Below are 25,602 nucleotides of genomic sequence, written 5' to 3'. Positions count from 1 at the left end.
AAATCCCCGACGACGGACAGTCCGCCGACATCAATCCTAACAATTCAGATCCATCAGGGTTACGAATAACATAGTCCAAGGAGCCATTTCGCGGCGCAACTCGGACGTAAAGAAACTGTTCGTTCTTTGCACCGAGAACATATTGCTGCGACGCTCCGGGCGCGAGTTCACCAACTAGTTCGGCGCCGGTGGAATCAGCATCGAATTTGACACGTTGGCTACCGGTAGAACCGGCGGCGCCTGCCACTGCTCCACCGCCATCATCCATCGCTTCGACAACCGACATCTCGCCGATGCTTCCATCCTTGTACGCGATGCAGCGCCAAAGCGTTCCGCCTGCGTCACGTAGCATGACGAGCGTACCCGCCTCTGAGAATTCTGAGCTTTCAATCGTACCTGATTGACCGTCTGGTCCTCCAACCTGCCGCAATTGGTCGATACACGCGTCATCGGCTTCTGACATTGCAAAAGCAGCAGTGCCCGCGATTGCGAACATGGGTGTGAGGAGTTTGAGTAAAACGAGTTTCATCAGATGGTTCCCTGTTGGCTTGTCCTTACAGTTTTGTTCCGTACAAAGCGGAACCTCACTTTGCTTCTCGTAACTTTGACAGAAATTCATCGCATGCCTGTGCGCTGCCGACGATCTCATCTGTCGTTTCAATTCCTTGCAGAGATGCCATCTCGGAATTTACGCGATTGAGGATTTGATCCGCTTGCTCGGCGGTGATCAGGTTCTCGGCTTGTGCTCCTTTCAATGTGGTGCAAACACCGGCGGACAAGCCTGTCGCAACGCCGACCCCCATTGCGGCCCCGCCACCCAAGGTCATCGCTCCAACCACGCCGAGGACGAGCCCGATCACAATTCCCAAGATTACTTTTCCCATGTTTTCCTCCTTTTGGGTGAGAAAGAGCTCCGCCTTCTCTTCTGGCGCAAACTGCGTACCCATCTGCAAATCAAGACCAGCGCTAACAGGTTGAGCACCGGAACAATCGCCGCGAACCACGGTTTGGCTGACTCTGAGACCAAATCCACTAGAATTATCCAAGGCAGTCCCAACGGCAAAAGGAACACCCCGGACAAGGGGTCTCGTTCCTGTCCCAGCCAGCCGAATGTGCCGGTCAAGAATGCAATCAACGCCAACAGGTACAGGATCGAGAATACGATGATGGTGGTTCTACAAACCAAGTCGAACCTCAGCAGATCAAGCCAGTGCTGCGCAGCCATTATTGGCCACGCATCAGACTGCTCACAATGCGCCTTCGTCGCCCAGGAACTCGATACCAGCTGTGGCGCCATCAGAGTAAGCAATACAATTCCAAGGAGCGCGATCCTCACCAACACCGACAGTGACTTGTGTTCCGGCCTCGCTAAACGCGGATGAGAGCACAACGACTTGCGAATTGTTCGTCGTGTTGGCTACATCTCGCAAACACGCTTGCTGAGCCGGCGTGAGTTCGGCGGACGCGCTTGATGTACTCGTATCGTCGCAGGCCGCAAGCAGTGCGAAACAAGTTGCGCCCGCAATCATCACCATCTTGTTGGTCATTTTCTTCTCCCTCTGGTTCCCTTAAAATTTGTAAAATTGGATGCACTAGTTTGAAGCTCTCGCGTCTGGGCAGCCAATAGAACATACCTCGATCCTGTGACTGCCTTTCCTAAAACTTGCCGCGGGGGGCTTGGCGGGCAGAGCACTATTACGTTGACTGCCAAGACCTCCAACAACGTGGGATGGCCGAATGAAATCACTGGCAAAAGCTAGAGCAAACTCTGGAAAGAGGGCGAGTACATTAAGTCTAAGCATCGCACCCTCCCAACGACTGATCCGTGTAAAGTGCCTTCCGGCTGCCAGCACTCACTCCAGCGGCCGGAAGGGCTCGGCGAAGCGAGCAGCAACGACAACAACGGAGGTAAAATGAAAGTTGCATCGAATTCGCATGTTTGAATCTAATTTTTTATAAATCAACATTTTTTCCGCGCGCAAACTTCGCTACCTTTTCATAGGATAGTTTTTTGGCGTTCAAACACAAAAGGAAGGTGGGAAAACCCAGAAGGGCAAGTCTGTTCTATTAGGTGGCGAGGCGTTCTGAGGCCGCACAGAAACTTAGAAAGGGTTGAAAATGGGGTTTGTGGAAGCAGTTAAAACGTGTTTCTCAAAATATTTCCAGTTCTCCGGTCGGGCTATACGCTCAGAATACTGGTGGTTCTTCTTGTTCGTGGTTCTCGCGAGCGCTGCTTTAGCTGTGCTGGATACTATCATATTCGGGACCAACCCAGAAACTGGGCAAGGATCTCGGGTTCTGTCCTCTGTTTTCCAACTGGCTGTTCTCATACCCATGCTGGCCGCCGGTTGGCGGAGGCTGCATGATACAGGACGACCTGGCTGGTATTTGCTGCTGCCGATGGCGCTCAGCATTACCACGCTCTTTGTTATGCTGGGTGGGGTGGCGTTCTTCTCGGTATTGGGGCAAGGGACGGAAAACCCCGATGCATTACGAGGTCCCGCGGCAGTCCTGGGCGTGACCGGTATTTTTGTTGTCTCAATTCTTCAATTGGTTCTGTCCATCCTGATGATCTGGTGGCTGACACGACCTTCCCAAGAAGGCGCAAACGAATACGGCGCACCTGTTTCCTAACCTGGTTGCCTGGGCGGCGGGCCGAAAACTCTGCTGAATGAAAATGCGAACCGCAACACCGTGGAGAGAGAAAATGAGTTTCAGGCCGATTTCCGTTGGAGCGTTGATGATGGCAATGGCAACCACAGCATCGGCGGAGTGGTCGTTCAGTTCCGGGCCCAATCCCAATGCATTTTTTCAGACCGGAAATATGACGCTAGAGCTTCAGTGTAACCGTATCCGCTTTGCTCCAGCTGGATATGAGGACAGCCAGGACATTGCAGAGAAGCAAGGGCTTTCCATTCGTTTTTTGACGAACGGCACCACCGAGGTTGGGGCATTTCAGGTTGGCGCTGAAAACGCTGCTTTGCAGATCGTTGACAATTATCCCGTCGAGATCAGTTTCAATAGTCAGCAGGACTATGGTTTTGTACTGGACCAGCTTGCGGCCAATGCATCGGTTAATCTGTCGATGATTGATCAAGATGTCAGCTACGGAATCTTTGACTTGAAGGGTTCCGGCACGGCAATTCGGTCCCTTCGTTCCGCCTGCGATTCAGGTGCTAGCCAGGGGGGTTCCTACGAAGCACCCGAAGGCATTGTCTATTGTGGTGGCGGAGCGATAAAACGCCAGATCGAATATGTAATTCTGGACAATCCAGAGGGGGAGTGGGACGCGCGAGTAACGGTCAACGGCGAGTCGATCAGAGCCATGACGGCCTACAGTTACTTCGGAAACTCTGTGCCGCCCGCCGGATTTATCGTCGCCCTGCTTGGGGAGGACAGGTCCGAGTTTCTGATTTTTCGCGAAGGCTCGGCAAACTGGCTGGAATATGGGGACTACAGGTATGATCAATGCAATTGATACCTCCTTCCAACCAGCTTCCCAAATAGCGCGTCAGATGAAATGTTTGGTCGCCGGGATTGTGCTTGCTTCGGGCCTTGTTTGGACCTCACCGGCTGTTGCGGCTGATGTTTCGCAACTCCCGCCCGGTTTGCAGGCGAAGGTTGATCTGGCGGCACGAGCCTGCGCGTCGTTCAACGACGGTCAGTTTGACTTAGATTGGGGTGCGGTTGAGAGGGTCGATCTCGACGGAGATCTACAACGCGACTGGGTTCTGAATGAGTCGGGTTTCGCGTGTTCGAGCGCTGCATCACTTTACTGCGGTACTGGCGGATGCATGTCGCACTTTTGGGTTAGTGAAGAGGTGCACTCCTTGCTTAACCAAGGCTGGACGGTCGTTGATTTTGGCCGTCAACGCGTTGTTGTGGCAGATATTCATGGATCCAATTGCGATGGAATAAACCCAACGCCTTGCGCAACAGCCAGTGTTTGGGATGCGGAAGCTAAGACGTGGCGCTCGTCTGCTGGCGATTGGGAGTAAACTGCAATTGGGCACCGCAGATAAGCCTGAGAGCCTGTTTGTTCGATGGGTTCTCTGTAGCATGCAAAGTTATGGGCAAATCGTGCAAAGTTATGCGCAAATACCGCGCAGAGTTATAGGCGAACTTCCAAGATTTTCTTTAATGAAATCAACGTCGGAAATGCAGCGTTATGAGCTCTCCTACAGCTTATTGTAGGTGCGCCCAAAGCTTTGCATTTCGCCTAAAGATTTGCATCTTTGGCCCAAAACCTTGGGCGCAATAGCCACCCACTGAATTTCGAATTCAAAGTTAATTTCGCACAGTGCAAATTTTGGTTGGCCCCATGCCTTGGTCGTGGGCCCCGTGAAGCTTTACGACTGCCGCTTCCAGCCCAAACCGGACATACCCAACCAAATCTTGGAAATCCCAATAAGCGGGACTTAGTGAGCTTTCGCTGCGTCTGCGTCAATGACCGCGTCAGTGTAAATTGAAAAGCTTCAATGCAAGGATTACTCTGATAGGCATGCCAGACACGCAAACACCTGCCGGTCGCCGCCCGAAGAACGAAGCCACGTTGAAACATACCGATCTACTCGGTGGGTTCGACTATCTCCGTGCAGATTACACCAAGCAGACATTCCCCCGGCACTCTCACGAGGAGTATCTTGTGGGCGCAATCGAAGATGGTGCTCACGATGTTTGGTGCAAGGGCGAATGGTGGCATGCTTCCAAAGATGTCGTGGCAACGTTTTCGCCGGATGAGGCTCATCATGGCGGCCTTGGCGACGCGGACGCTTGGCGTCAAACCATCTTCTATTTTCCTCAGGATATTGTGTGCGAGGCCATGGATTGTGCAGACAGCACATATTCCTTTCACCAACCCTTCAAACACTCGCCTGCCATTGCGGAGCGGTTGATCAACCTGAGGACTCTGCTGGAAACCGGTTCCGACCGCCTACTACTGGAGCAGGAAGTATTGCAGACGGTTGGTCAGATTTTTGAAACGCTTTCTGACGCGAAGCCCGAAGAGCGTGCGGTTGGTAGCAAAGAGTTGGGCCAGGTCCGCGACTACATCCACGACAACATTCAAGGCACGTTCGATATTTCAACCTTGGCCGACCTGTCCGGCTTCACGAAACGCCAATTCATGTCACGATTTCAGAAGCGGTTTCATATGGCACCATATCAATATGTAATGCTGGCGCGTGTGCGTCGTGCCCGGGATATGCTGCAGAGAGGTGCCAGTATCACTGACGCGGCATTTGAGGCAGGATTTTCCGATCAAAGCCATCTTACTCGCAATTTCCGCGCCATTTATGGCGTCACCCCCGCGCGCTATCTGCAACAAGAGATGTAAAATCGTTCTATATTCGCTAAGTATTCGTCCCTATGTCTGCATCCAAGATACATGGAGACCACGATGAAGTTCAGCTTTCTGGATGATTATAGTGAAGGGGCACACCCCCGGATACTGGCAGCCCTGACCGAAACAAACATGGTCCAGCAGACGGCCTATGGTGACGACGCTTACTCGCTAGAGGCTCGGAAACTGCTTCATCAGCATATGGGCGAAGTAAACCCGGACATCTGGTTCGTTGCCAGCGGAACCCTTGCCAATATTCTGGCCATCTCCAGTGCGCTCAGATCGCATGAAGCTGTGATTGCACCCGCTTCCGGGCACATTGTCGTGCGCGAAACTGGTGCGATTGAAGCGACAGGTCACAAAATTATAACGGTTCCACCCGTCAAAGGCAAACTTACCCCTGACAGCATCCTTGCGGCGCTCGAAGCAAATGCACACTTCCCGCACATGGCCAAACCGCGTCTTGTCTACATCTCAAATGCCACCGAAGTGGGAACGCTCTACACAAAGGCCGAACTTGAGGCCATATCGGCCCTGTGTCGGGAACGTGGATTGCTATTGTTGCTCGATGGGGCGCGATTGGGGGCCGCCCTATCGGCGAACAAGAATGACCTGACACTCCACGACATTGCGGAGCTGACGGACATCTTCTGGGTCGGAGGGACCAAAGTTGGTGCGTTGCTGGGGGAAGCCATTGTCATTCCCAATCCAAATCTGCGCGAGGATTTCGCCTTTCACATCAAGCAGCGCGGTGCCTTGTTGGCAAAGGGTCGTATTCTGGGCCTTCAGTTCCGTGAATTATTCAGCGACGGACTATATTTCGATCTCGCACGTCACGCTAACACGATGGCGGAACGGCTGTCTGATGGGATCGCCAAAGCCGGGTTCAAGTTTGTCGCTGAGACTGAAACCAACCAGTTGTTCCCGATCCTTCCCAATGACCTGATTGCCCAACTTAAAGAGCGGTTCGATTTCTACGTTTGGGAACCGTATGACGCTGACAACTCGGTTACACGGCTGGTTACTTCCTGGGCAACCGAAGAAGAACACGTGGACGCATTCCTTGCAGAGGTAAGCAAATCAGATCGAAATACCGCGTAGGTTTGGCTGGGCTTCGGAAAGAAAACACACCAACAAAATTCGGCATCGATCACTAAGGGCTCTCCGCCAGCCTTCGCCGCGCCGAACTCGAACGGTTGATCTCAATTCGCCCGCCATTCGCGGCGACGACCACAAACGGGAAAGATGCGGGACAAATCGGACATTTGTGATCTTGGAGCCAATGTCTGCTAGGTGCGGTAAGGGTCATCGGCGAGTGGTGCGTCATCCTCCAGATATCGCGGCCCAGAGCCGTTGGCACCAATCTTGTCGTCGGGATTGACCAGCTTGCAAGTGTCCATCGACAGACACCCGCAACCGATGCAACCCGCCATCCCATCTCTCAATCTCTTTAGACGCGCGATGCGGTCGTCCAGCTCATCGGTCCAGCGGGTGGAGAGCATTTCCCAGTGTTTAACGGTGACCTTCGCCTCTGGTGGCAAGAAGTCCATCGCGTCTGCAATTTCCCGCAGAGGGATACCCGCCCTCTGAGCCACTTGGATAATCGCGATCTTACGCAGGACCGTTGGAGAGTAGCGCCGATGATTGGCATCGTTGCGCTCTGACGCGATCAAACCTTTGCGTTCATAGAAGTGCACTGCGGACACCGCGATACCACTGCGCTCAGCCACTTCACCAACCGTCAAACCACCACGCCTCTTCATCTCAATACCCCCGTCATCAACTGCTTGACCTCAACTAAAGTTGAGGAAGTAACAACGCAAGTGCAAGCTCGAATCATTGGGCGGAAGTTAACGGAGTTTTAAATGTCAAAGCAGAAGCCAGCCTACCTTGTGGCCAGTTCATTTATGCCGGAAGGCCATGGCGCACTTGATCCCTATGGTCATGCTACACACCCCATTATGGAAAAATGGGGTGGAGAGCTGATCGTCGCGGGTGAGACGGGGCAGTTTATGGATCACTTTGAAGGTGAATGGAAAGATGATGCCCGGTTTACCCTCTTTCGGTTTCCGTCGATGGAGGCCTTGCAGGGTTTTTGGAACTCTGAGGAATATCAGGCGATCAAACATCTCAGAACCGATGTAATTCCGCCGAATTTCACATTTGCTGTAGAAGGGTTCGACGCCGAAGAATGGGCCGAACAGAACCCCGACCACGCCTACGTGCAAACCGACTGATCAGACCTCGATAGCTGCGGAGACGACCTATGACAGCAACAGTTGAACACACAATTGAGGCCCGATGGAGCGATATACTGCGGGGAGAATTCTCGGCCGTTTCCGCAGTTCTCGCAGCCGGGATAGCCTTGCATGCGGTAAATATCACACTCTCCGCCACGATGCTCCCCTCCATAGTGGCCGAAATTGGCGGGCAAAATCTTTATGCCTGGAACGCGACCCTGGCTACGCTTGCGGCAATCCTCAGCGCTGCCATTACCGGAAGTCTTTTGCGACGTACCGGGCCCCGTCTGGGCTTTGGGCTGTCCAGCGTTGTCTTTGCGCTTGGCAGTTTGCTGGCGGCACTGGCGATGACCATGCCGGTTTTGCTAGTGGGGCGAGTCATTCAGGGTGCGGGCGGTGGCATGTTGTTCACGCTGTGCTACTCGATGATCGTGGTGGTCTATCCCGAGCGCCTTTGGTCAAGGGCAATGGCGCTGCTGTCCGGCACTTGGGGGATCACCATGCTGTTCGGGCCAGCTGTCGGTGGCATCTTCGCTGAGCTTGGCATGTGGCGTATGGGCTTCGGGATCATGCTGCCGGTCACAGCGCTGTTCGTGGCATTGACGCTAAGATTACTCCCGCGTGTCAAAAGAGATCGCAGGCCGTCCGAGCCGATTGCATTTAGGCAGTTGGCTCTGTTGGCGGGGTCGGTGTTGGCGATTTCATTTGGTAGTGTTGCGCCGTCGGCGGTCTGGGCCGTTGTCGCGGTCTTAGTGTCAATCGTACTGATGCTTACCCTGATGCGCCGTGAAAAAACAAACCGCATAAGGCTGTTCCCGCGTGGAGCGACCGTACCGGGGGCACCGCTCTTTCTTTCAATATCGGTGATGGCTCTTCTGATCTTCTGCATCAATGCTGAATTCTTCATGCCGTTCTTCTTGCAACGTCTGCATGGGCTCAGCCCCCTGATGGCAGGCTACGTGGCGGCCCTGGTCTCAATCGGGTGGGCCATGTCCGAGGTCTATTCGGCGCGGTTCACGGGTCGCAAAATGCATCTCGCCGTTCTGTCAGGACCTCCTCTGATGATGGTTGCCTGCATTGTGCTTGGCGTTACCACACCAATGTTCGGCAGCGCAGGTTCAGCCATGACGACGGTACTGTCTTTTGCTCTGATCCTATTGGGTATTGGCATTGGTGTCGGGTGGCCGCATCTCAACACATTCATTCTGCAATTCACTGATACGGATGAACGCGATATGGCGGCATCTGCCCTCTCTACCGTTCAGATGTTTGCCGTGGCGTTTGGTACAGCCGTAGCTGGCTTGGTAGGCAATTTCACCGGGTTCAATGAGACCGAGAATCTGTCAGGTATAGCCAATTCCGCCATTTGGCTGTTCGTCACGTTTGGTCTGGTTGCCGCTTTGGCAATTCTTGCGAGCCGCGCCCTGATCAATAGTCAGAAAGGGTAACACCATGAAGCAGCTGTTTTCGGATCTTTGGCAAACGCCCCTCGAACTTCGCTTTGGAACGCTGAAGTCCCATGCCTATCTTCTTGAGCATTCGGAGGGTCGGGACATGATATATGTCGCAGAGCATCTTCCTTCCTTGGATGCGATCAAAGCATCCGGAAGGACGGATCATCTGTATCTCAGCCATAATCACGAGATCACAGATGGGCTCCTTCGCGCCAAAGCAGCCCTTGGCGTACCGCTGATCGGTCATCGGGAGATGCGAAAGTACTTCCCTAAAGATCTAACATTGGACGGGACTATTGAAACGGACAACTCCGAGGAACTCGGTGTCGGGCTGGAAGCGATCTACACGCCTGGGCACACCGACAACAACGTCTGCCACCGAACATCTTTGATCAATTAGGTGCAGAAAAACGTTTGGCTTTTGGCTTCCAGAGAGTTGTATCTGTATTCGAACAGGAACATTGGTCGTGTTCGGAAGAGCTATTGTCGGCTATTCACAGCGCTTTTCAAGACTATAGTTCGAAGGAAGAACGTTTGGATGACTTGACAATGATTGCTTTTCGCACTGCCTGAAATGCAGATTGAGGTGTGTTTGAGAGGTGCGACGCCCTCTGCTTATCCGAAAACGTTGATATCTACTCCAGTACTAACTAAGGCTTTGTTAGACGTTATGAAAACTGAGGTGACGTCGATTTTTCCTCGCTGAACAATCGCTACAATGGATTGACCGTTCTGCAGTGCGCTTCGGTGACATAGTGCGGCCGCGGGATCGTCGAGATCGTCATACTGAACCTGAATGGCCGCTTTTTGAGTTTCCCATGAATGGCATTGCGACTGCTAAGAACGGCAGCTTCCCGTCCCGCGTGTTGCTGTGGCATGTCTGCTTTGGGCTGCGACCAATCAATCGAACCGATTGCAGAGAATGGCACCTCAGAGCCCCAACTACGACATTCAAACAAAAATCCAACTCTCGACCGGTACTGGAACAGCGGACATATTGGTTTCGTTGAGACTCGACTGTGGATTTCGGTGCGCGTCTACTTTTTCTAAGTGCGGAGTAAATCACGGATAACTCTGGCGAGCGCTATGGCAACCGATTTCAATGAATCGGGGTCAAATTGTATGCCGTCAATTGCTCCGGGACAGACCACCTCATTAAGTTCATAGCACTGCGCACCGAACGCGCTGGCAACTGTCGGGTATGTCTCGCGAAGCCGTTGAAGGCCTGCTCGGCTATGATCTGGGTCGAACATTGGTTCCTACCACGTGCCGCTGACCTCGCCCATTTCTGGCGGAACGAGCACAAGAGTAGATGGGGCTTTTCCATCTGGGCCGAAATTCGATTTGGAGACAACCTCCAAAAGGCGGCTTAGACCACGGGCAATCTCGTCGCCATTCACGCCAAAGCGGGTCTTAACGTCATTCGATCCCAGAAGAATTATGACAAGATCAAGTGGCATGTTCGATTTAAGAGCGATTGGCAACTGAGCGAGGCCGCTCATGTCGCCCATAACAGGGTCGTCGAAAACCGTTGTTCGACCGTTCAATCCGTTTTCAACCACGTGGTACGATGAACCTAGCTCGGCTTGAAGCAGCCTGGTCCATCGCTTTGTGAATCCGTAACGAACAAGGTTTGCTCCGCCGCGCGGATCGAATCCCCAAGTCAATGAATCACCGAAACACAACACAGTTTTCGGGTTGGCGGTCTGCTTACTATGCGTTTCCTCTAGTGCCATTGTTCGCTCCTGCTTGGATGAAATGACGATACTCTTGAGACAGATAGGGCCTCAACCATAGTAGTAAGGCACAGCAGGTCGAGCAGTGAAACCGCTTTAGAGTACTTGCAGACTTAGCCGTTGAAAACGGCATAGTCTGTAATGGCAGCTTCGTCCGCGGATCACCAACGCGAGGGCGGTGCAGCGAATTAAAGTACGATCCTAGACCCGTTGTTCCTGTCATGTGCAGCTAAGGTCCTTGGAAATCCCAATCCTACAAATTCCGCCACGGTGGCGACTGAAAGCGGATAAACTAAGCAGACATTGACGTCATTCTCAGCTATCCAATCCAAACCATCAACATGGTGCCACCCTGAAGAAGTGCGGCCCGCCGGACTAACTCCGGCATTGGGTGGAATCCCCTGTTGGTAAGTGTCTAAAGCGCTTCGATCTCACAGACATATGCGCGCAAAGGAACTGATCCACTTACAGGGTCCACCGCATCCTGACCAATCATCTGATTGAAATTCGCTGTGTTTTCTCCCAGTACGTCATAGCCTGGTGCGTCAAGTTCAGGGCAAGCTTGCCACCATCCGTGCTGACCACAGATCACCTTCGGATCAAGGCTCTTGTCCAGCCGTGCCCGGGCGCGGGCGTGTCCCTTTGGTGTTATTATACGTACCCAATCTCCAGCGCTGATGTTTCGCGCTTCAGCAGCTTCTGGATGCATGTCGACTTGAGGCTCCGGTGCACGGCGACGCAGGCTTGGCAATCCGCGATGCTGGCTCTCGCAATAGAGTGAATCTTTGGTGCAGGTCAGGATCAATGGGTATCTCGCCGCCAGTTTCGGCTGCGCACTATGCCCTACCTGTGGTTCCTCATAGTCAGGTAATGGCGGATATCCGTGATCCATCAAGGTTTCAGAATAGAATTCTACTTTACCCGAAGGAGTATTAAATCCGCGTGGCACACCGTCTTTGACGGCTTGATACTTTTGATAGGTCGTCTGCAATGGGACACGAATGCCTTCAGGAGTTGCGCGCAAAGCTTCTGGTGTCAATCCGCTAGGTAACAGTTGGTGGCGGTAGGCAGCATCGACATCCCCGTCCCAGAACAGATCTTCCAACCCAAGCTGGCAGGCCAGGTCAAAAACAATCTGGATGTCCGACCGTGCCTCGCCTCGTGCCTCGACCAGCTGCTGGCGTAACTGAACAAGTGAACATGCGTCCTCGCTTACCTCAAATCCGATCTTCAACCCTTCGGACTCGAAGGGGCTGGTCGTAGGCAGCACGATATCAGCGAGCTCGGCACTGGGGTTCATGAACAAATCGATATGGACATTGAATTCCAGCGCCTTTAGCGCCTCGTAACCACGCGCGCCGTCTGCATGGGCCAGCAGCAGGTTCGAGCCAAAGTTGATCATCGCTCGTACTTTGTAGGGTTTCTCGTCCAGAATGGCGTCGTAGGCATCGGCCGAGGCGACAAAATCATACTTTGCCGGGCCAAGCGGCCTCTTGACCCGTCCTAAAGTCTTTTCCCGTTGCGCCGCCGACAGGAACTCGTCCCCTTGGATATTGTTTGTCGGAACGGCGGGGAATTCTACATTGCCCCCTTTGGTGTCGTAGTTGCCGGTCAACGCGTACAACAGCCCAATGGACCGCGCGCTCTGGGTCGCATTGGATTGCTGCTCAAGTCCTGACCAGGCCATGTAGGCAACAGGTCGCGATTGCCACATCATCTTCGCCGTGCGCGTGATATCCGATGCGGCGACGCCCGTGATTTCCTCTACGGTATCGGGGGTATAGCGGGCACAGATTTGCGACCAAATCTCAAAGACCGGGCGGCAGGTCACAGGCCCATCCAAAGTTGTGACTTCGAAAGAACCGGAGAGGGCATAGCTGCCGGTATCGGCACCGTGTTCGCAGGGCACTGGTTCCTTGGTTGCTTCAGACCAGACCATGTAGCTGTCAGACGACTTGCCAACCGACAAATCAGAAGCGCGTAACATCCTTTTGGTATCATCCCGAACCAGCATCGGCGCATTGGACCAACTGCGCAAAAACGCGTGATCGAACCAACCCTCTCGGATCATGACATTCGACAATCCTAACGCCAATGCTCCGTCTGTACCGGGTCGCACCTGCAACCAAGCGTCAGCCTGCCGCGCCAACCCCGCGTTGCGCGGATCTACAACGATCAATTGCGCGCCACGCTTTTTGGCCGCACTGGTTGCAGTCGCATGTGCAATCCGCGAAACCGTCGGATTGTAACCCCAGAACAAAATACAACCGGCATTTTCCAGGTCTGGCATTACTCCCGCGGGTAACGCGGACCCAAAGGAGTAAAGGTTGGCTAAATACCGACCCCAACCGCATAGCTCCATCGAGATCGATTGGTTCGGGCTGCCAAAAGCGCGCCGAAGCCGCCTGACCCATTCTACGGAATCAGACATGGCAGAAGTCGATGGGGATGCAGTATTGAAGGCAACAGTCTCGGGGCCATGTTGATCGGAAAGGCGCTTTAGGTTGTCAGAGATTGTGCACAATGCTTCGTCCCAACTGATCCGTTGCCACCCAGGATCAGCCGCGCCTTTTGGCTGTGTGCGCTTCATCGGGTATTCCTGCCTGTCCGGATGGTAAACCAATTCGGGGGCAACCTTGCCCTTGATACAGAGCGCCTGTCCTGTCGGATGTGAAGGATCCGCCGACAACGATGTCAGCCGCCCATCTTCAACGGTCGCTATCGCACCGCACCGAGATACACAAAGCGCGCAAAAACTGGATATCTCTTCTCGGTCCTGCGTAGGCTCAGACATAAAAATTCGCTTTCGGCTGTTCGGTTCAGTCAAATTGTCGAGTTTTGACTGACGCTATCACAAATTGACGCCTTCTCCCTTTTTCCATCTGCACAATTGAAATTCAATCGATGGCAACGTGGTAACATCTTTGTATGAAACATAGAAAAACAACCATTGGTGTGCGTGCAGCGAAAACCCGCAGAAACAACGCTTGCTGACTTCAGCAAGTGTCAGCATCGAGCTCAACTCACTCATTCGCTGGAGCCGACCGCAGATCTGCATTCTTTGCCCCTAGTTAGAAACGCAGTCCGGATGGCTGTTTTCATGGCATCCTGCCGCCCAGTTTCCTGTGAACCGGTTGTCGCCATGACCTACTTCGAGGCGGGGAATTCCCATAAGCGACACCTAAGGCAAATGGCGTTGGAGGTGGATGGCAAGTAGCGTTGTATTTCACAAGCGGCTCCAAAACCCCGTATGCTGCGCCAAGCTCGATTGTGGTCTGTCAGATGAAAAGCAACCGTCGGTGATGCTTATTCCGATGAAATGCCAGAGAAGCGTCAAAACAGACGCTTCACCTCGCTTTGATGGACCCAGCATAAATCGTGTTCTACCGTCTCAATCACGCATCTCATTTTGAGAAACCCAACCGGCGCCTTAAGGATGGAGACTGACGATGTTTGCTACGAGGATGAAAAGCTTTCGCACTCACATGCAAGAAGCTGGAATAGACGTTGCTCTCATCACCGATGACGACAACGTTTATTATCTGACGGGCTATTACGACTACCTCCATATGGAGTTCGGGCGTCCAACCATCCTGGTTGTGCACAGGTCAGGTGAAAGCCTGTTGATCACGCCGACAATAGACCTGAATGCCGCACGTTCGGCCGCTCATGTTGACCGTATTTCGGCCTGGAATGACGGTATGGGCGAAGAGTGGCGGTCGGAGTTACCCAAAGTGGTCAAGGGAGCAATGCTCGTTGGGATCGAACCTGATCACATGCCGCCTCTCGTTCGGGCATATCTGGATACGTTGGTCCCGGTGGGAAACCTACTCAGCACCACGCCAATATTGGCTGAAATGCGGATGATAAAATCCACCCAGGAACTTCAATTGGCCCGGCATGCTGGGCAAGTGGCAAGTGCTATGATGGACGCCGGACGTGACGCGATTGCAGACGGAGTGCCGGAGTTCGAAGTTGCGATTGCCACGTCCCAGGCCGGAACACGAAAGGCCGCAGAGCTTTTAATGGCGCATTACGATGACGCGGATATGTCGCCCAATACACACTTTCTGCAAATAATGGCGTCGGGCGATACCATCACCAAAACCCATCATCGCGCCTCAACCCGGATCATGAAACGAGGCGAACCGGTGTTTTTGTGCTTTTGCGGCATGACCAATTTTCACCGCTTCAAACTGGGCTTTGACCGCACTTTTTGGATCGGTGAGATCGCAGACAAGCAGCAAGAGCATATCTACGAGGTTGCTGTAGCCAGTCAGGCTGCTGCACTGGCTGAATTGCGTCCAGGTGTAACTGCCGAAAGTGTGCATGCTGCCTATGCCGAAGTAATTCAGGGGGCGGGATTTGAATACCCGTTCCGGTGCGGTCGCGCGACCGGATACAGCTTTTTGGAGAAACCACAGCTGGTCACTGGCGATACGACAATGTTGCAGCCAGGGATGGTTTTTGCTGTTGATGGTTCAGTATCAGTCGATACGTTTCGTGCGCAGGTCGGCGACAGTTTCATAATCACCGAATATGGTTGGGAAGCAATTACAGATCATCCAAAATCCTTGGATGATGTTATCCTCTGACATTCCGTTCAACTCGGTCTTGTGAGCCTACTTGCATGGCGAAAGGCCGGAGTGTCGAGCCGGGGTCTAAATATCTCGAAGACATTTCTCCACGATCTCGCGATTACGTAGCCTCTTCAGACATCCGCAACGCGAATGGAAGCGCGAAATTAAAGGACATCCGACACCTTTGAAAGCTCAGTTGTCAAAGACAAAGAAGTCACTTTGGGACCCGGCAATTGGGATGTATAACTGGCAGTGCATTGGAGAAGCAGGAGTGGTGGAAAACTTGCGTTTGCCGCCTGTGTTCGATTTGGGGGGGGGAAGGAATATGACTGGCGATTCTGAAACCTACCAAGGGATCTTCTATTGCGGCGCATGTAGTGTTTCTACCGCTGGTAAGCCGATGGTCATGGCTTATTGTCATTGCCACTCTTGCAGAAAATGGCATTCGGCGCCGGTCAATGCCTGGTGTCTTTGGTCGGCGGACAATGTCTCGTTGTCAGGACCGACGGTTCAATCGGACAAGAATAATGAAAGCCATCGTGTTTCCTGTGGTAAATGCGGGTATGCATTGGTGAATATCAAACCCGGTAAGGACATCGTCGCGGTTAACGCGATGTCGCTGGTCGAATCCGGGCTAAGCTTTGAGCCGACCTTTCACATCTTCTATGGCGAGCGTGTTTTCGACATGGCTGATGGTCTGCCGAAATGGAAAACGACTCCTACATCGTTCGGAGGGGATGGTGTCACTGTGCTTGAACCGGACAAAACCGGTTGGTTCTCCTTGAACACGCGAGCTGACGGGTGAAACGCAAACTCACTTCGATCTTGGCTGCCGACATTGTCGGATTTTCGCGGCTTGTGGAAGCCGCTGAAGAAGCAACGCTGGCCCGGCAAAAAGAACTGCGCCTGTCTGTGTTCGACCCCGGCATCGAGCAGGCTGGGGGGTAAGATCATCAAGTCGACAGGCGATGGATTTTTGGCCGAGTTTTCAAGCGTAGTGGAAGCGGTACGGTTCGCGATAGCCGCGCAAGAAGCAGTTCGCTCAGAGGAAGAATCCGCTCCTCAAGATCGGCAGATCAGTTACCGGATGGGACTTCACATAGGCGATGTGATTGTTGACGATGGCGATATCTATGGCGATGGTGTGAATCTTGCGGCTCGGTTAGAAGGCGCTGCCCCGACGGGCGGGATCTGCATCTCCGCCGCCGTCCGTGATCAGATCGTTGGAGTAATGGACGAGTTGTTCACGGATGTCGGTGAGTTGACGCTGAAAAACATTTCGCGCCCGATCCGCGCCTTTGTCTGGCCCCCCGACCAAGGTGGAGCCCTTCACACTGCCGCCACACCGCTCATCGGGGTAACATCTAAGAAACCAACGATAGCCCTCGCCGCATTCGAAGCCCTCGGCAACAATGACGATGCCAAGATGCTGGCAGAAGCCTGCAATCACACGGTAGAGGCGGCGCTTGCCAATCTGACGGGATTGGATCTGATTGCACTCGATGCGGATCCGGATCATATAGCCACCGCAGTTTTTCAGGCGTCCGCCAACCAGGTCCGTACCACCCTGAAGCTGCGCGAAACGAGTACGTCAGCAACCTATATGACCCAGCGGATGAACGGTGATCTTTCCGACCCTTTCGTGGCAGAAGATCTGTTGTCAGGGGAAATCGCGACAACGATCCGCTATGGAATTCCGCAACGAATTGCTGAGCGCGCAGCGGAAACAGAGACAAACGACCCCGAGGCAATGCTGAACCTTGCGGGGCATTACATGATGGGATCTCAGCCCGAAGAATGGGAGGCGGCGGGTCGCCTGTTGGACAGGATTCTGACTGTCCAGCCACGCAACTTCATGGCTGTTGGGATGAAGGCGAACACGTTGATTGGCGAATTGGTATGGGGTTATCGCGCGATACGCCCGGAGGATATCGAAGCCGCCGACACCGGGTTGAGCAAGGCGGTTTCGTTGAATGACCAAAGCGATTATGTGCACCTGATCCGGGGAATTTTTCACTACGGTATTGCCGGCGATTTGGATGCGGCGGTGCGGTGTGTTGAACGAGGGTTCGAAATCAGTCCGCAGTTTGCCCAGGGACATATGGTACTGGGCTGGATTCAGAATTTGATGGGCCAACCAGAGTTAGCGCTGAACTCCATCAAAAAGGGCTCGTTTTCTCTGGCCAAAAACCGGATATATCACCGTGTTCCTCAAGCGCTGGCCCAGACTTATCTGGTTATGGGCGACTTCGAAAATGCCATCGCCAACGCCAACCGAGCGCTACAAAATTCGCCAGGGCTGCCGGTCGGACAATTGTATCTTGCCAGCGCAGCGGGTCAGGCCGGTCTACCTGATCTAGGAGCAAGGGCGCGGGATGCCCTTTTGACGTCTGATCCGGACTTCCGGATTAGCGGCGTGCGCCGGTTCCATTTTCAGGATCCCACATGCTGGGACGCAATTCTGGATGGGCTTCGCGCAGTGGGGCTACCCGAATAAGCTCTCTTGAGAAATGCAGTGTTGAAGTGTGCTAACATCGATCCCCAAGGGGGACACTATGCACAACAAATTAACGGTCGTTTTAGTTATGCTCTTGAGTTCAGGGCAGGCAGTCGCACTCGATTGTGGTGACAAAACAAACGCGTGCAAGATCGAATCCGGAGAATATCATATCGCCCTTCCGGTCGATTGGCAGGGCGGACCTGCTGCGATGCATCTGCACGGTTATGGTGGAACAGGTGCGAAGGTAGTCGGGAACAAGGCGTTCGTTGAAGAATTCACCATGCGAGGATACGCACTTATCGCGCCGACCGCACTCTCATGGTTGGATGGCAAACCCACCGACTGGTCTGTTCGAGACGGTTGGAACACCTATCCCCGCTCAGACGTCGGGTTTCTCCGTGAGGTGTTGGCTGACGCTGCCCTTCATGCAAACGTGAATGTGGACCAGGTGTTGCTGTCGGGGTTTTCCAGAGGAGGATCAATGGTCTGGGAAGTTGCTTGTCTCGCACCGGATTTAGCCCATGGTTACGCCCCGGCTTCCGGTGGTTTCTGGCTCCCGGCAACCGAGGATTGCCTAAATCCGGTCCACTTGCTTCATACTCACGGGTTTGCCGATAAAGTTGTTCCACTTGAAGGTCGCGCAATACACAACGAAGAGTTTGACGTTACCATCACGCAAGCAGATATCTGGCAAGGTCTGTCGGTGTGGCGGCACGAAAACAAATGCCCACCCAATGCTGCACATCACGAAATGACCGACGGTCTGTGGCGTAAACGTTGGAACTGCGAAGACGGTAGTCTCGAAATCATCCTCCACGATGGAGGGCACGGTTACCCAAAAGGATGGAGCACAAAAGCGCTTGACTGGTTTGAAAGTCTGGAAAACTGACGCACCATCAATTCCAATGAAATTTGGTTTTGCTACGGTGAAACTGAGAAAGGCTTGTGGGTCGCTCGCTTTGCCAAAAATGCACATCTTCTAGACTTTAGTTAGAAACGCAGAGCGGATACCCGTATTTCAGTATGCTCTTAGCCAGTCTTATCTATGGTTGAACTGCTTGGTATTGTCACTGAACCCTAAGAAGAGAATGGACATTTGAGTGCCCTGATCTCGCTATTCTTGCCGGAGGCAAAAAAAGCAGGGGAGACACGAATTTGCCAGATGCTGTACGACGTATGAGTGACCAAAAGCTAACACTAAGCTGCCATCAGACCACCAGCTTCGCCTGCGATGTCGATTATGCAGTCATCGCCGGTCTGAATGCGATTTGCCGGACTTTCCCCTCGGAGTTCTGATTTGGGTGAGGTTAACCAGAATGCGCATTGCCACGGCGTCATTTCACGTGGCAGGGCTTTCAACACTTTTTCCATCAAAGGAAGGGGGGTTCCATCCTCATCAAACTGGAAAGATGGATAGGCGTTGGCCCCTTTGTAAGGCAAACAAAGTACCTTCCCGGTTCTTGTCCAGATGTCGGCTATCCGCGTGATCTGCCAGAAGCCCTTCTGCCATTGTGCGTGCACGCCGGCATCGTCCAGCAACCGATACTCACGCGCAAAATCATCCATCCGGATGTCATTGACTGCGCAACAATGTCCCTCGAACTTATGCAAATACATCTACTTACTCACTGAACTCACTAACAACTCATGAAACGATATTGCCAAAAAATCATTCTAGCCAAAGTTAAGCAGTTCACATTGGGCAAATTAAACTCCAGCTAACCTCGCTTTTATAATCTAGAGCGCTGAAATTATTGTTGGTTTGCTTACGATGCCCGCCGTTCTTATGCTCGTAAAACCAGTTCTGATTTCGTGGCTTTGTTAACCATTGGGGTAGTAATCCTCACAAGCTGAGGGCATTGGCCATGGATCTACCGAACCGATCTCTGGTTTGTGAGTGATCAACATCAACGCATTGGACAAAGCCGCCAGTCACTCTGTCCAGTGTTGGAAACTAGTACCGAGCGTGGGTAGGCTCTCTTTTCTACGATCACGATCCTCTTCTTCTGACACTCCCGTAAAAAGACAAAAGGTCCCGATCCTAAGATTGGCGTGACACCAAGCGCGACGGGGAGGTTTTGCATTTCTACCGACCTAAATTCCTTTCTCTGATCACAATACGGACTGACCATTCCAAAAACTTCCCTACCGCCACCTTGAATTTCTGGACCAACCATTCCAAATTATGCGCATGAGCAAAGAAACTCGCCCAGTTGGCGACATCAAATCATCCGCAGGTCCAGGTAGACCTCGTGCCTTTGACGAAGCTGAGGCTTTGGAAAAAGCGTTGTGCGTATTTTGGCACAAGGGCTACGAGAGCGCGTCCGTGGACGATCTGACCAAGGCCATGGGTTTGAGCCGTTCCAGCTTCTATGGAGCATTCGGCAACAAGCAGGCTTTGTTTCACAAAGCCCTCAGCCACTATTCAAGGCGTGGTTTGAAAACTCTGCGTGACGTCGCGGACGCGGGCAGAGATGACCCCGTTGGTGCGATAATGGAAGCTTTGGCGAACCCGCAAGGAGGTCGTGACGGCTGCATGCTGATCAACTGCCTTACGGAGCTTGCCCCGCATGATGATGAAGTGGCGGATCTCGGGCGACACCATTTGGATAGTATTGACGAAATTATTGCGGGAGCGCTTGAGCCTTCAGATCCGGGACAGGCCCTCGACAAGGCGCGCGCCTATGCCTCCCTTGCAATTGGCACGCTAGCCTTGCGCAAGGCGGGCGTTCCCGCTGAGCAGATATCGCAAACCCTGAAACAAGCCCGTTTGGTGATTTCGCCATAATGCCTCCCGCCACCATAAAGAAATGAAACCTAACACAAACTCAAACAAGAGACAGCGACCCTAATATTGGACTAATTGGTCCAATAATATCTGAACGAAGTTTACCAAAGAAGGAAGCAGCAATGGCTGATGAAAAACTGTTCTCCGGCATCAAAGTTGGTGCAATCGAGCTGAAAAACCGCATTGTCATGGCGCCACTGACCCGCAACCGGGCAAGAGCCGAGGATGACAGTGTCCATGAATTGCAGGCCAAGTACTACGCGCAGCGGGCAGGTGCTGGTCTAATCATCACGGAAGCATCGCAAATCTCGCCTCAAGGCAAAGGCTATGCCTGGACGCCCGGCATTTATTCCGAAGCGCAGATCGACGGCTGGAAAAAAGTGACTGAGGCCGTCCATGCCAAGGACGGGAAGATCGTAATCCAGCTTTGGCATGTGGGTCGGATTTCGCATGACAGCTTGCAGCAGGACGGAGGTGCCCCAGTTGCACCATCCGCAATTGGCGCCAAGGCCATGACCTTTGATGGCGAACAGTTTGTCGAAACATCGGAACCGCGGGCTCTGGGTATCGAAGAAATTGCAGACATTGTCGCCGACTACCGGCGGGCCGCGGAAAACGCCCGGAAAGCCGGTTTCGACGGTGTCGAGGTCCATGCAGCCAATGGATATCTTATCGATCAGTTCCTGCGGGACGAGTCCAACAAGCGTGAAGACGCATACGGCGGTCCTGTCGAGAACAGAGTGCGGTTCCTGAGGGAGGTCATGGACGCAGTTGTCGACGTGTGGGGCGCCGACCGTGTTGGTGTCCGCCTCAGCCCGTTCTCAGGCGCCAACAACATCTCCGACAGCGACCCACAGTCGACATTCTCTCATGCGGTCAAATTGCTGAATGGCTATGGGCTGGCCTATCTCCATCTCGTTGAAGGACAGACCGGTGGCCCTCGCGATGTTCCGGAAGGTGGCGATCTGAAGATGCTCTATGATCTGTTTGATGGCGCGAAAATGGGCAACAACGCTTATGACCGCGAAATGGCGATTGAAGCGGTCGAAACCGGAGCCGTCGATCTGGTGGCTTTCGGCCGGCCATTTATTTCCAACCCGGATCTTGTCAACCGGCTGGAGAAAGACGCCGCTCTGAATGAGCTCGATCCAACCACTCTCTACGGCGGTAATGAAAAAGGGTACACCGATTATCCGGCACTGGCAGAGGAAGCGGTTGCCGCAGAGTGATACATCGCTCTTAACCCCGTAGTGCCAGGCAATACCAAGCAAAGTGAGCGCACCGGTTTGGACGCGCTCACCTAGCAATTACGGAAATACCCATTCTTGAAGCGGGGAAGTTTGATATACAATTCGTCAACTCAGTTGACATATAGCAATTCCATCCATATATACCGAGTATAAGACATTCTTTGGAGGAAGCTCCATGAAGTGGCGAACACTGATCGAGAACCAGATCCACAAAGCACAAGCCGGAGGGCAGTTGGAAACCCTGAAGGGTGAGGGGAAGCCTTTGCCACAGCGCGACGCCGGAAACATCGTTTCAGCTGGTTTCGGGATCATGGCGGAAGCGGGTGTATTGCCAAACGAAATCGTTTTTAAGAAAGCAGTGGAGGAGCAACGGAAAGTATATCAAGAAACCACGGATCTTACTGCAAGGAAAAAAGAAATGCGTAAATTGGCAGACTTGCAGATGCGCCTCTCAATCGAACAAGAAGCCCGTCAAAAATTCTACAAAACGACGTAACCGGCGGGAACCTAGATCGTATTGGACCCAAAATAACATGGGACTGTCATATAAAGCTCATATGACCCCAGAGATAGAATGCAGACCAGGTAATACCCAGATGAATTCAGCAGACCTCGGATTTTCGTTCAAACAATCCAAGAACGGCGACGTCTCCATCACTCATAATGGCAAGCGGGCGGCGACGCTCCGGAAAGAAAAGGCTGAGTGGTTTCTTGAGGACATGAGCAACCTGAACTTCGAGGGCCAGCAACAGGAAATGGCTCGCTTGACAGGAAACTACCGGAGGGGAAACGAGCGAACCGCCAAGCAGCATCCACGCAATCGATAGCGCGTTTGTGGCGCTGAAATTGAATATTGACCCCACCAAATTCACCGGGTCGGCATGAAAACCATTAAGCCTGTCAATTGATGAAAAAGCTCATGTCTCGCATACTTGCTTCACTGTTGGTTGCAGGGACTATTTCTGTTGCAGCGTCCTGGTTTATCGATATGCCTTCCAAGGAAATGTTGGGAACCTGGGTTGCTCCTGACTACGGTCAATTCATGCGCATTTCGAGACTGCGCGCCGAGTAGTATAGAACAACAACTGTTAGTTGCTTTCGAGAGTATGCCTTTCCGGCGCATTTGGGTCTGGTGAAACTTATGGCAGGCGCCTCAATTAAGCACCGAGATGACATTCTGGAACTTTGCGTTGATGGCGTCGTAGAGCCAATCCGACACGCTCGTTCCGAATTTCCCTCTGAATGTGCCGATCCTGGTCATACGGAACGTGGAGCAATCCATACATTTGACGTCTTTTGGTCTGCAATGGCCGAGCATTATCCATTCTTTGGTCTTTACAACATTGATTGGAACGCACGTAGGCAACTGGCACCCCCATCTGATGACCTCAGCGATATTGAACTTTCTTTTCTGCTCAAGCAGGCGACGCTTGGCCTCGATGATGGGCACGTTCAGTTATCGATGGGGGATCAGGGGTATTTTTCGCCAGAGGAAGATCCGAGCTGGCTGAGAGCCAACCCGCCGTTGACCCGCAAGCTCCTCTGGCAGACTGCTTTAAACCAGACAGAAAACCCTATTCAAAACCTGAACGGTATCTCAATTCGCTACGGTTTGCGCTCCGATGGCATTGGATACGTTGCGATCAAGGAATTGGAAGTACAGAGGTCTCTTGGGCAATCGTCACACGAAGCCGCATCCAGGGCGTTCAAGCACGTTGTAATGGACCTTCAGGATGCCAAGGGAATTGTTGTCGATGTGCGCTATAACCCTGGTGGTTCAGACAGCGTAGCGGTGGCGATTGCAGAGCATTTCCTGCAAACCCCGGTATCCGTTCACGATCAAAGACGGCGAATGGAAATGTTGAGATACCCGTCATCGGATGATTGGCAGTCGCAGTAATGAATTGCACTCCCTGAGCAATTTGACAGAAACGACCAATACTCAACCTCTCCGGTGCTCCCGGATATAGGTAAGGTGCCAAGGTTTCAGCATAGTCGCCCGGCAGACTGCGATCATTGTAGTATGTCCAGTCACCGACAACGATATTTGGGTGATCGATGACTTCCGACAAGAATACGGTAGCGGGATCATGAGTGCCATCCGGAAACACAAGCGGGTTCCGGGATCTTGGATCTGGCAGTGTTACAAGCTTATCATCAGGCATCAGTTGGTTCCGCCGCTGGAGTTTTGGGGCCGTGTCGGGTAAATAGGTCGCAAGAGTAATATTGTCAACTCAGTTGACAAATAACTTGAAGGACGCGCGCAAATGGCTACCGAAACCGATAACATGTCGCCTGCTGAGATGCTGTATGCTGGAATACAGTTGACCAGACCCTTATTGCGTAACATCACCGCACGCGTCGAAGCGGACCTGGATGGCACAGGCATTAGTGTCGGAGAACGTGCCATTCTCGAAGTTTTGTTATCGGTGCAACAAGCAACGGCGCCTGAAATCACTCAAATCTTGCAAGTGAAGCGACAACTAGTTGGGCGGCTTCTTAAGGATCTTGTAGATCGAAAACTCTTGAATGTCCTTCCGAACCCACAGCACCGAACTTCCAATTTCTATCACCTTACAGAACAGAGCAAAGCGGTAATCGAAGGGATACGTGCGACTGAGATGGTTCGTATGACGCAGTTTGTTGAACGTTTCACGGATGATCAAATCCGCGCCTACTTCGAAATTCAGAGCACGATCAACGACGTCATGATCTCAGGCTATGGCGAAAACGACGCTTCAGATTAACCTGATCCAACAGATGCTAAGACTAAACATCTGGCAACGACGATTTTTCACGATGTAGTTTTCGGATTGAATTCCGGGCAACGCTCGGATGAAGTTGCTATGAAATGTTATCGCTGATGAGTGTGTAAGTTTGCGCCGGAAAAATAAGGCAGTTCCGTTCAAAATTTCGAGCAAAGCTCACAACAATCATCAGGGAAATTTCCAGGACATGTGTCTCCGTCCTGCCGCCAACTTAGAGGCATTTGGTACGGCGCGAAGTGCTTTCGTCATTTCCAACCACACGTTTAGAGACATTGGATCGTTCAGGCGTAGGGCAGATGCTCAGAAGCATTGGTGGTTGTATTGACGTGTTCAGTGCGACCAAAGGCACACCTGCGGAAATCACAGTTTCAAGCCTGCTTTTATCAGCTCGGCGCATACTTGCGGGGATGCATTCGCGGTGTTGATTGACAGATCATAAGTCATACCTTCATGGACGCGCTCGAATTGCCATCTGGATAGCCCGATCTTTCGGTCTCCGCGATTTCGTTCCCTTTCCTCAAGGGTTTCAAGCGGTGCAAAAACCCCAACCATGTAAAAATCATATGGCTCCAGTAAAGTCCGATATTCAGACACTGCGCTCGCTGACCCAGACTCCGTGTTTCCAAATAACACTTCGTCCACGATCAGGTTGTTACCGACACTTGCCATCGCGGCAACTGACCGGCGCATTCCGGATAGCGTACGCTTAGCAATGGGCCCGGTTCTGGCAAAAGTTGTCACCCTCCCTGCATTGACACTCTCTTCAAAGCTCAATCCGTCTGGATGGCCCTCTAGCCGACTTGGCAGCATTGCAAGGAATGCATCCATTTCAACATGCAGAAATGATTGTCTGGTTATGTTCTGAAGCGCTCTTGCAATAGAGCTTTTCCCGACGCTTCCGACGCCATTTAGCAGTACTATTGTCGCCATTTGTCTATTAGCTTC

Annotated in this window: 26 protein-coding genes and 1 pseudogene; 19 read left to right on the top strand and 8 right to left on the bottom strand. The window is 52.6% G+C overall.

Annotation, left to right across the window (positions count from 1 at the left end):
- The 3 genes and pseudogenes from DS906_RS12370 to DS906_RS12355 all read right to left on the bottom strand — a co-directional run.
- Positions 1 to 529: pseudogene (locus tag DS906_RS12370) on the bottom strand (hypothetical protein); the annotation flags it as partial.
- Between the two features lie 55 nt (positions 530 to 584).
- A complete protein-coding gene (locus tag DS906_RS22215) occupies positions 585 to 1,046 on the bottom strand; it encodes a hypothetical protein (protein WP_158541325.1) in 462 nt (153 codons plus the stop codon).
- A gap of 201 nt (positions 1,047 to 1,247) precedes the next feature.
- Positions 1,248 to 1,547, bottom strand: a complete 300-nt coding sequence (locus tag DS906_RS12355) for a hypothetical protein (protein ID WP_113790467.1) — start codon at positions 1,545 to 1,547, stop codon at positions 1,248 to 1,250.
- 571 nt (positions 1,548 to 2,118) lie between these two features.
- On the opposite strand from DS906_RS12355, the gene DS906_RS12350 reads away from it, so the two are divergent.
- The 5 genes from DS906_RS12350 to DS906_RS12330 all read left to right on the top strand — a co-directional run bounded on the left by DS906_RS12350 (position 2,119) and on the right by DS906_RS12330 (position 6,442).
- Positions 2,119 to 2,634 carry a DUF805 domain-containing protein gene (locus DS906_RS12350; RefSeq protein ID WP_113790466.1) on the top strand — a complete coding sequence of 172 codons (516 nt, stop codon included), beginning with the start codon at positions 2,119 to 2,121 and terminating at the stop codon, positions 2,632 to 2,634.
- Between the two features lie 37 nt (positions 2,635 to 2,671).
- Entirely contained in the window at positions 2,672 to 3,478 is an 807-nt protein-coding gene (locus tag DS906_RS12345; protein WP_233494773.1) for a hypothetical protein, read from the top strand.
- Positions 3,462 to 3,998 (top strand): hypothetical protein, encoded by a 537-nt coding sequence (locus DS906_RS12340; protein ID WP_113790464.1) that lies wholly within the window; start codon positions 3,462 to 3,464, stop codon positions 3,996 to 3,998. Before DS906_RS12345 ends, DS906_RS12340 begins: the two co-directional genes overlap by 17 nt.
- 503 nt (positions 3,999 to 4,501) lie before the next feature.
- Complete coding sequence (locus DS906_RS12335; protein WP_113790463.1) at positions 4,502 to 5,335, top strand: AraC family transcriptional regulator; 834 nt, start codon at positions 4,502 to 4,504, stop codon at positions 5,333 to 5,335.
- Between the two features lie 63 nt (positions 5,336 to 5,398).
- On the top strand, positions 5,399 to 6,442 hold the full coding sequence (locus tag DS906_RS12330) for a low specificity L-threonine aldolase (RefSeq protein ID WP_113790471.1): 1,044 nt from the start codon (positions 5,399 to 5,401) through the stop codon (positions 6,440 to 6,442).
- A 188-nt stretch (positions 6,443 to 6,630) separates the two neighbouring features.
- On the opposite strand, the gene soxR is transcribed toward DS906_RS12330, so the two are convergent.
- Positions 6,631 to 7,104, bottom strand: coding sequence for a redox-sensitive transcriptional activator SoxR (soxR, locus tag DS906_RS12325; RefSeq protein WP_113790462.1), 474 nt, complete (start codon positions 7,102 to 7,104; stop codon positions 6,631 to 6,633).
- Positions 7,105 to 7,206: 102 nt separating this feature from the next.
- Here soxR and DS906_RS12320 point away from each other — a divergent pair, with 102 nt between their 5' ends.
- The 3 genes from DS906_RS12320 to DS906_RS12310 are packed head-to-tail and all read left to right on the top strand — an operon-like array spanning position 7,207 to position 9,435.
- Complete coding sequence (locus DS906_RS12320) at positions 7,207 to 7,578, top strand: DUF1330 domain-containing protein (RefSeq protein WP_113790461.1); 372 nt, start codon at positions 7,207 to 7,209, stop codon at positions 7,576 to 7,578.
- 29 nt (positions 7,579 to 7,607) lie between these two features.
- Positions 7,608 to 9,029, top strand: coding sequence for an MFS transporter (locus DS906_RS12315; RefSeq protein ID WP_113790460.1), 1,422 nt, complete (start codon positions 7,608 to 7,610; stop codon positions 9,027 to 9,029).
- 4 nt (positions 9,030 to 9,033) lie between these two features.
- Positions 9,034 to 9,435 carry a hypothetical protein gene (locus tag DS906_RS12310; protein WP_113790459.1) on the top strand — a complete coding sequence of 134 codons (402 nt, stop codon included), beginning with the start codon at positions 9,034 to 9,036 and terminating at the stop codon, positions 9,433 to 9,435.
- A gap of 859 nt (positions 9,436 to 10,294) precedes the next feature.
- On the opposite strand, the gene DS906_RS12305 is transcribed toward DS906_RS12310, so the two are convergent.
- Both DS906_RS12305 and DS906_RS12300 read right to left on the bottom strand, forming a co-directional pair.
- A complete protein-coding gene (locus DS906_RS12305; RefSeq protein ID WP_113790458.1) occupies positions 10,295 to 10,771 on the bottom strand; it encodes a GDSL-type esterase/lipase family protein in 477 nt (158 codons plus the stop codon).
- 415 nt (positions 10,772 to 11,186) lie between these two features.
- Positions 11,187 to 13,565, bottom strand: coding sequence for a molybdopterin-dependent oxidoreductase (locus DS906_RS12300; protein WP_113790457.1), 2,379 nt, complete (start codon positions 13,563 to 13,565; stop codon positions 11,187 to 11,189).
- A gap of 655 nt (positions 13,566 to 14,220) precedes the next feature.
- Here DS906_RS12300 and DS906_RS12290 point away from each other — a divergent pair.
- The 5 genes from DS906_RS12290 to DS906_RS12275 all read left to right on the top strand — a co-directional run bounded on the left by DS906_RS12290 (position 14,221) and on the right by DS906_RS12275 (position 18,740).
- Positions 14,221 to 15,366 (top strand): Xaa-Pro peptidase family protein, encoded by a 1,146-nt coding sequence (locus tag DS906_RS12290; protein ID WP_113790455.1) that lies wholly within the window; start codon positions 14,221 to 14,223, stop codon positions 15,364 to 15,366.
- 310 nt (positions 15,367 to 15,676) lie between these two features.
- Entirely contained in the window at positions 15,677 to 16,156 is a 480-nt protein-coding gene (locus tag DS906_RS12285; RefSeq protein WP_158541324.1) for a GFA family protein, read from the top strand.
- Positions 16,153 to 16,299 (top strand): hypothetical protein, encoded by a 147-nt coding sequence (locus DS906_RS22210; protein ID WP_158541323.1) that lies wholly within the window; start codon positions 16,153 to 16,155, stop codon positions 16,297 to 16,299. Before DS906_RS12285 ends, DS906_RS22210 begins: the two co-directional genes overlap by 4 nt.
- A 28-nt stretch (positions 16,300 to 16,327) precedes the next feature.
- Positions 16,328 to 17,848, top strand: a complete 1,521-nt coding sequence (locus tag DS906_RS12280; protein ID WP_158541322.1) for an adenylate/guanylate cyclase domain-containing protein — start codon at positions 16,328 to 16,330, stop codon at positions 17,846 to 17,848.
- Between the two features lie 58 nt (positions 17,849 to 17,906).
- Positions 17,907 to 18,740, top strand: coding sequence for a PHB depolymerase family esterase (locus DS906_RS12275; RefSeq protein WP_113790452.1), 834 nt, complete (start codon positions 17,907 to 17,909; stop codon positions 18,738 to 18,740).
- Between the two features lie 308 nt (positions 18,741 to 19,048).
- Here the strand turns inward: DS906_RS12275 and DS906_RS12270 are convergent, their stop codons facing one another.
- On the bottom strand, positions 19,049 to 19,417 hold the full coding sequence (locus DS906_RS12270; RefSeq protein WP_147235242.1) for a hypothetical protein: 369 nt from the start codon (positions 19,415 to 19,417) through the stop codon (positions 19,049 to 19,051).
- A 625-nt stretch (positions 19,418 to 20,042) separates the two neighbouring features.
- On the opposite strand from DS906_RS12270, the gene DS906_RS12265 reads away from it, so the two are divergent.
- The 6 genes from DS906_RS12265 to DS906_RS12235 all read left to right on the top strand — a co-directional run bounded on the left by DS906_RS12265 (position 20,043) and on the right by DS906_RS12235 (position 24,636).
- Positions 20,043 to 20,639, top strand: coding sequence for a TetR/AcrR family transcriptional regulator (locus DS906_RS12265; protein ID WP_113790450.1), 597 nt, complete (start codon positions 20,043 to 20,045; stop codon positions 20,637 to 20,639).
- Positions 20,640 to 20,761: 122 nt separating this feature from the next.
- Positions 20,762 to 21,868, top strand: a complete 1,107-nt coding sequence (locus DS906_RS12260) for an alkene reductase (RefSeq protein ID WP_113790449.1) — start codon at positions 20,762 to 20,764, stop codon at positions 21,866 to 21,868.
- Positions 21,869 to 22,064: 196 nt separating this feature from the next.
- Complete coding sequence (locus tag DS906_RS12255) at positions 22,065 to 22,385, top strand: DnaJ family domain-containing protein (protein ID WP_113790448.1); 321 nt, start codon at positions 22,065 to 22,067, stop codon at positions 22,383 to 22,385.
- 100 nt (positions 22,386 to 22,485) lie between these two features.
- Complete coding sequence (locus DS906_RS12250) at positions 22,486 to 22,716, top strand: hypothetical protein (protein WP_074737093.1); 231 nt, start codon at positions 22,486 to 22,488, stop codon at positions 22,714 to 22,716.
- 479 nt (positions 22,717 to 23,195) lie between these two features.
- Positions 23,196 to 23,789 (top strand): S41 family peptidase, encoded by a 594-nt coding sequence (locus tag DS906_RS12245; protein WP_158541321.1) that lies wholly within the window; start codon positions 23,196 to 23,198, stop codon positions 23,787 to 23,789.
- A 367-nt stretch (positions 23,790 to 24,156) separates the two neighbouring features.
- Positions 24,157 to 24,636: a MarR family winged helix-turn-helix transcriptional regulator gene (locus DS906_RS12235; RefSeq protein WP_113790446.1), complete on the top strand. Its 480-nt coding sequence runs from the start codon at positions 24,157 to 24,159 to the stop codon at positions 24,634 to 24,636.
- 381 nt (positions 24,637 to 25,017) lie between these two features.
- On the opposite strand, the gene DS906_RS12230 is transcribed toward DS906_RS12235, so the two are convergent.
- Positions 25,018 to 25,587, bottom strand: a complete 570-nt coding sequence (locus DS906_RS12230; RefSeq protein WP_113790445.1) for a chloramphenicol phosphotransferase CPT family protein — start codon at positions 25,585 to 25,587, stop codon at positions 25,018 to 25,020.
- Positions 25,588 to 25,602: the final 15 nt, after the last annotated feature.

The sequence above is a fragment of the Ruegeria sp. A3M17 genome, from assembly GCF_003318255.1.
Taxonomy (GTDB): Bacteria; Pseudomonadota; Alphaproteobacteria; order Rhodobacterales; family Rhodobacteraceae; genus Ruegeria.
The sequence above is the reverse complement of the archived record's forward strand: the minus strand, read 5'-3'. Positions and strand labels throughout refer to the sequence as shown.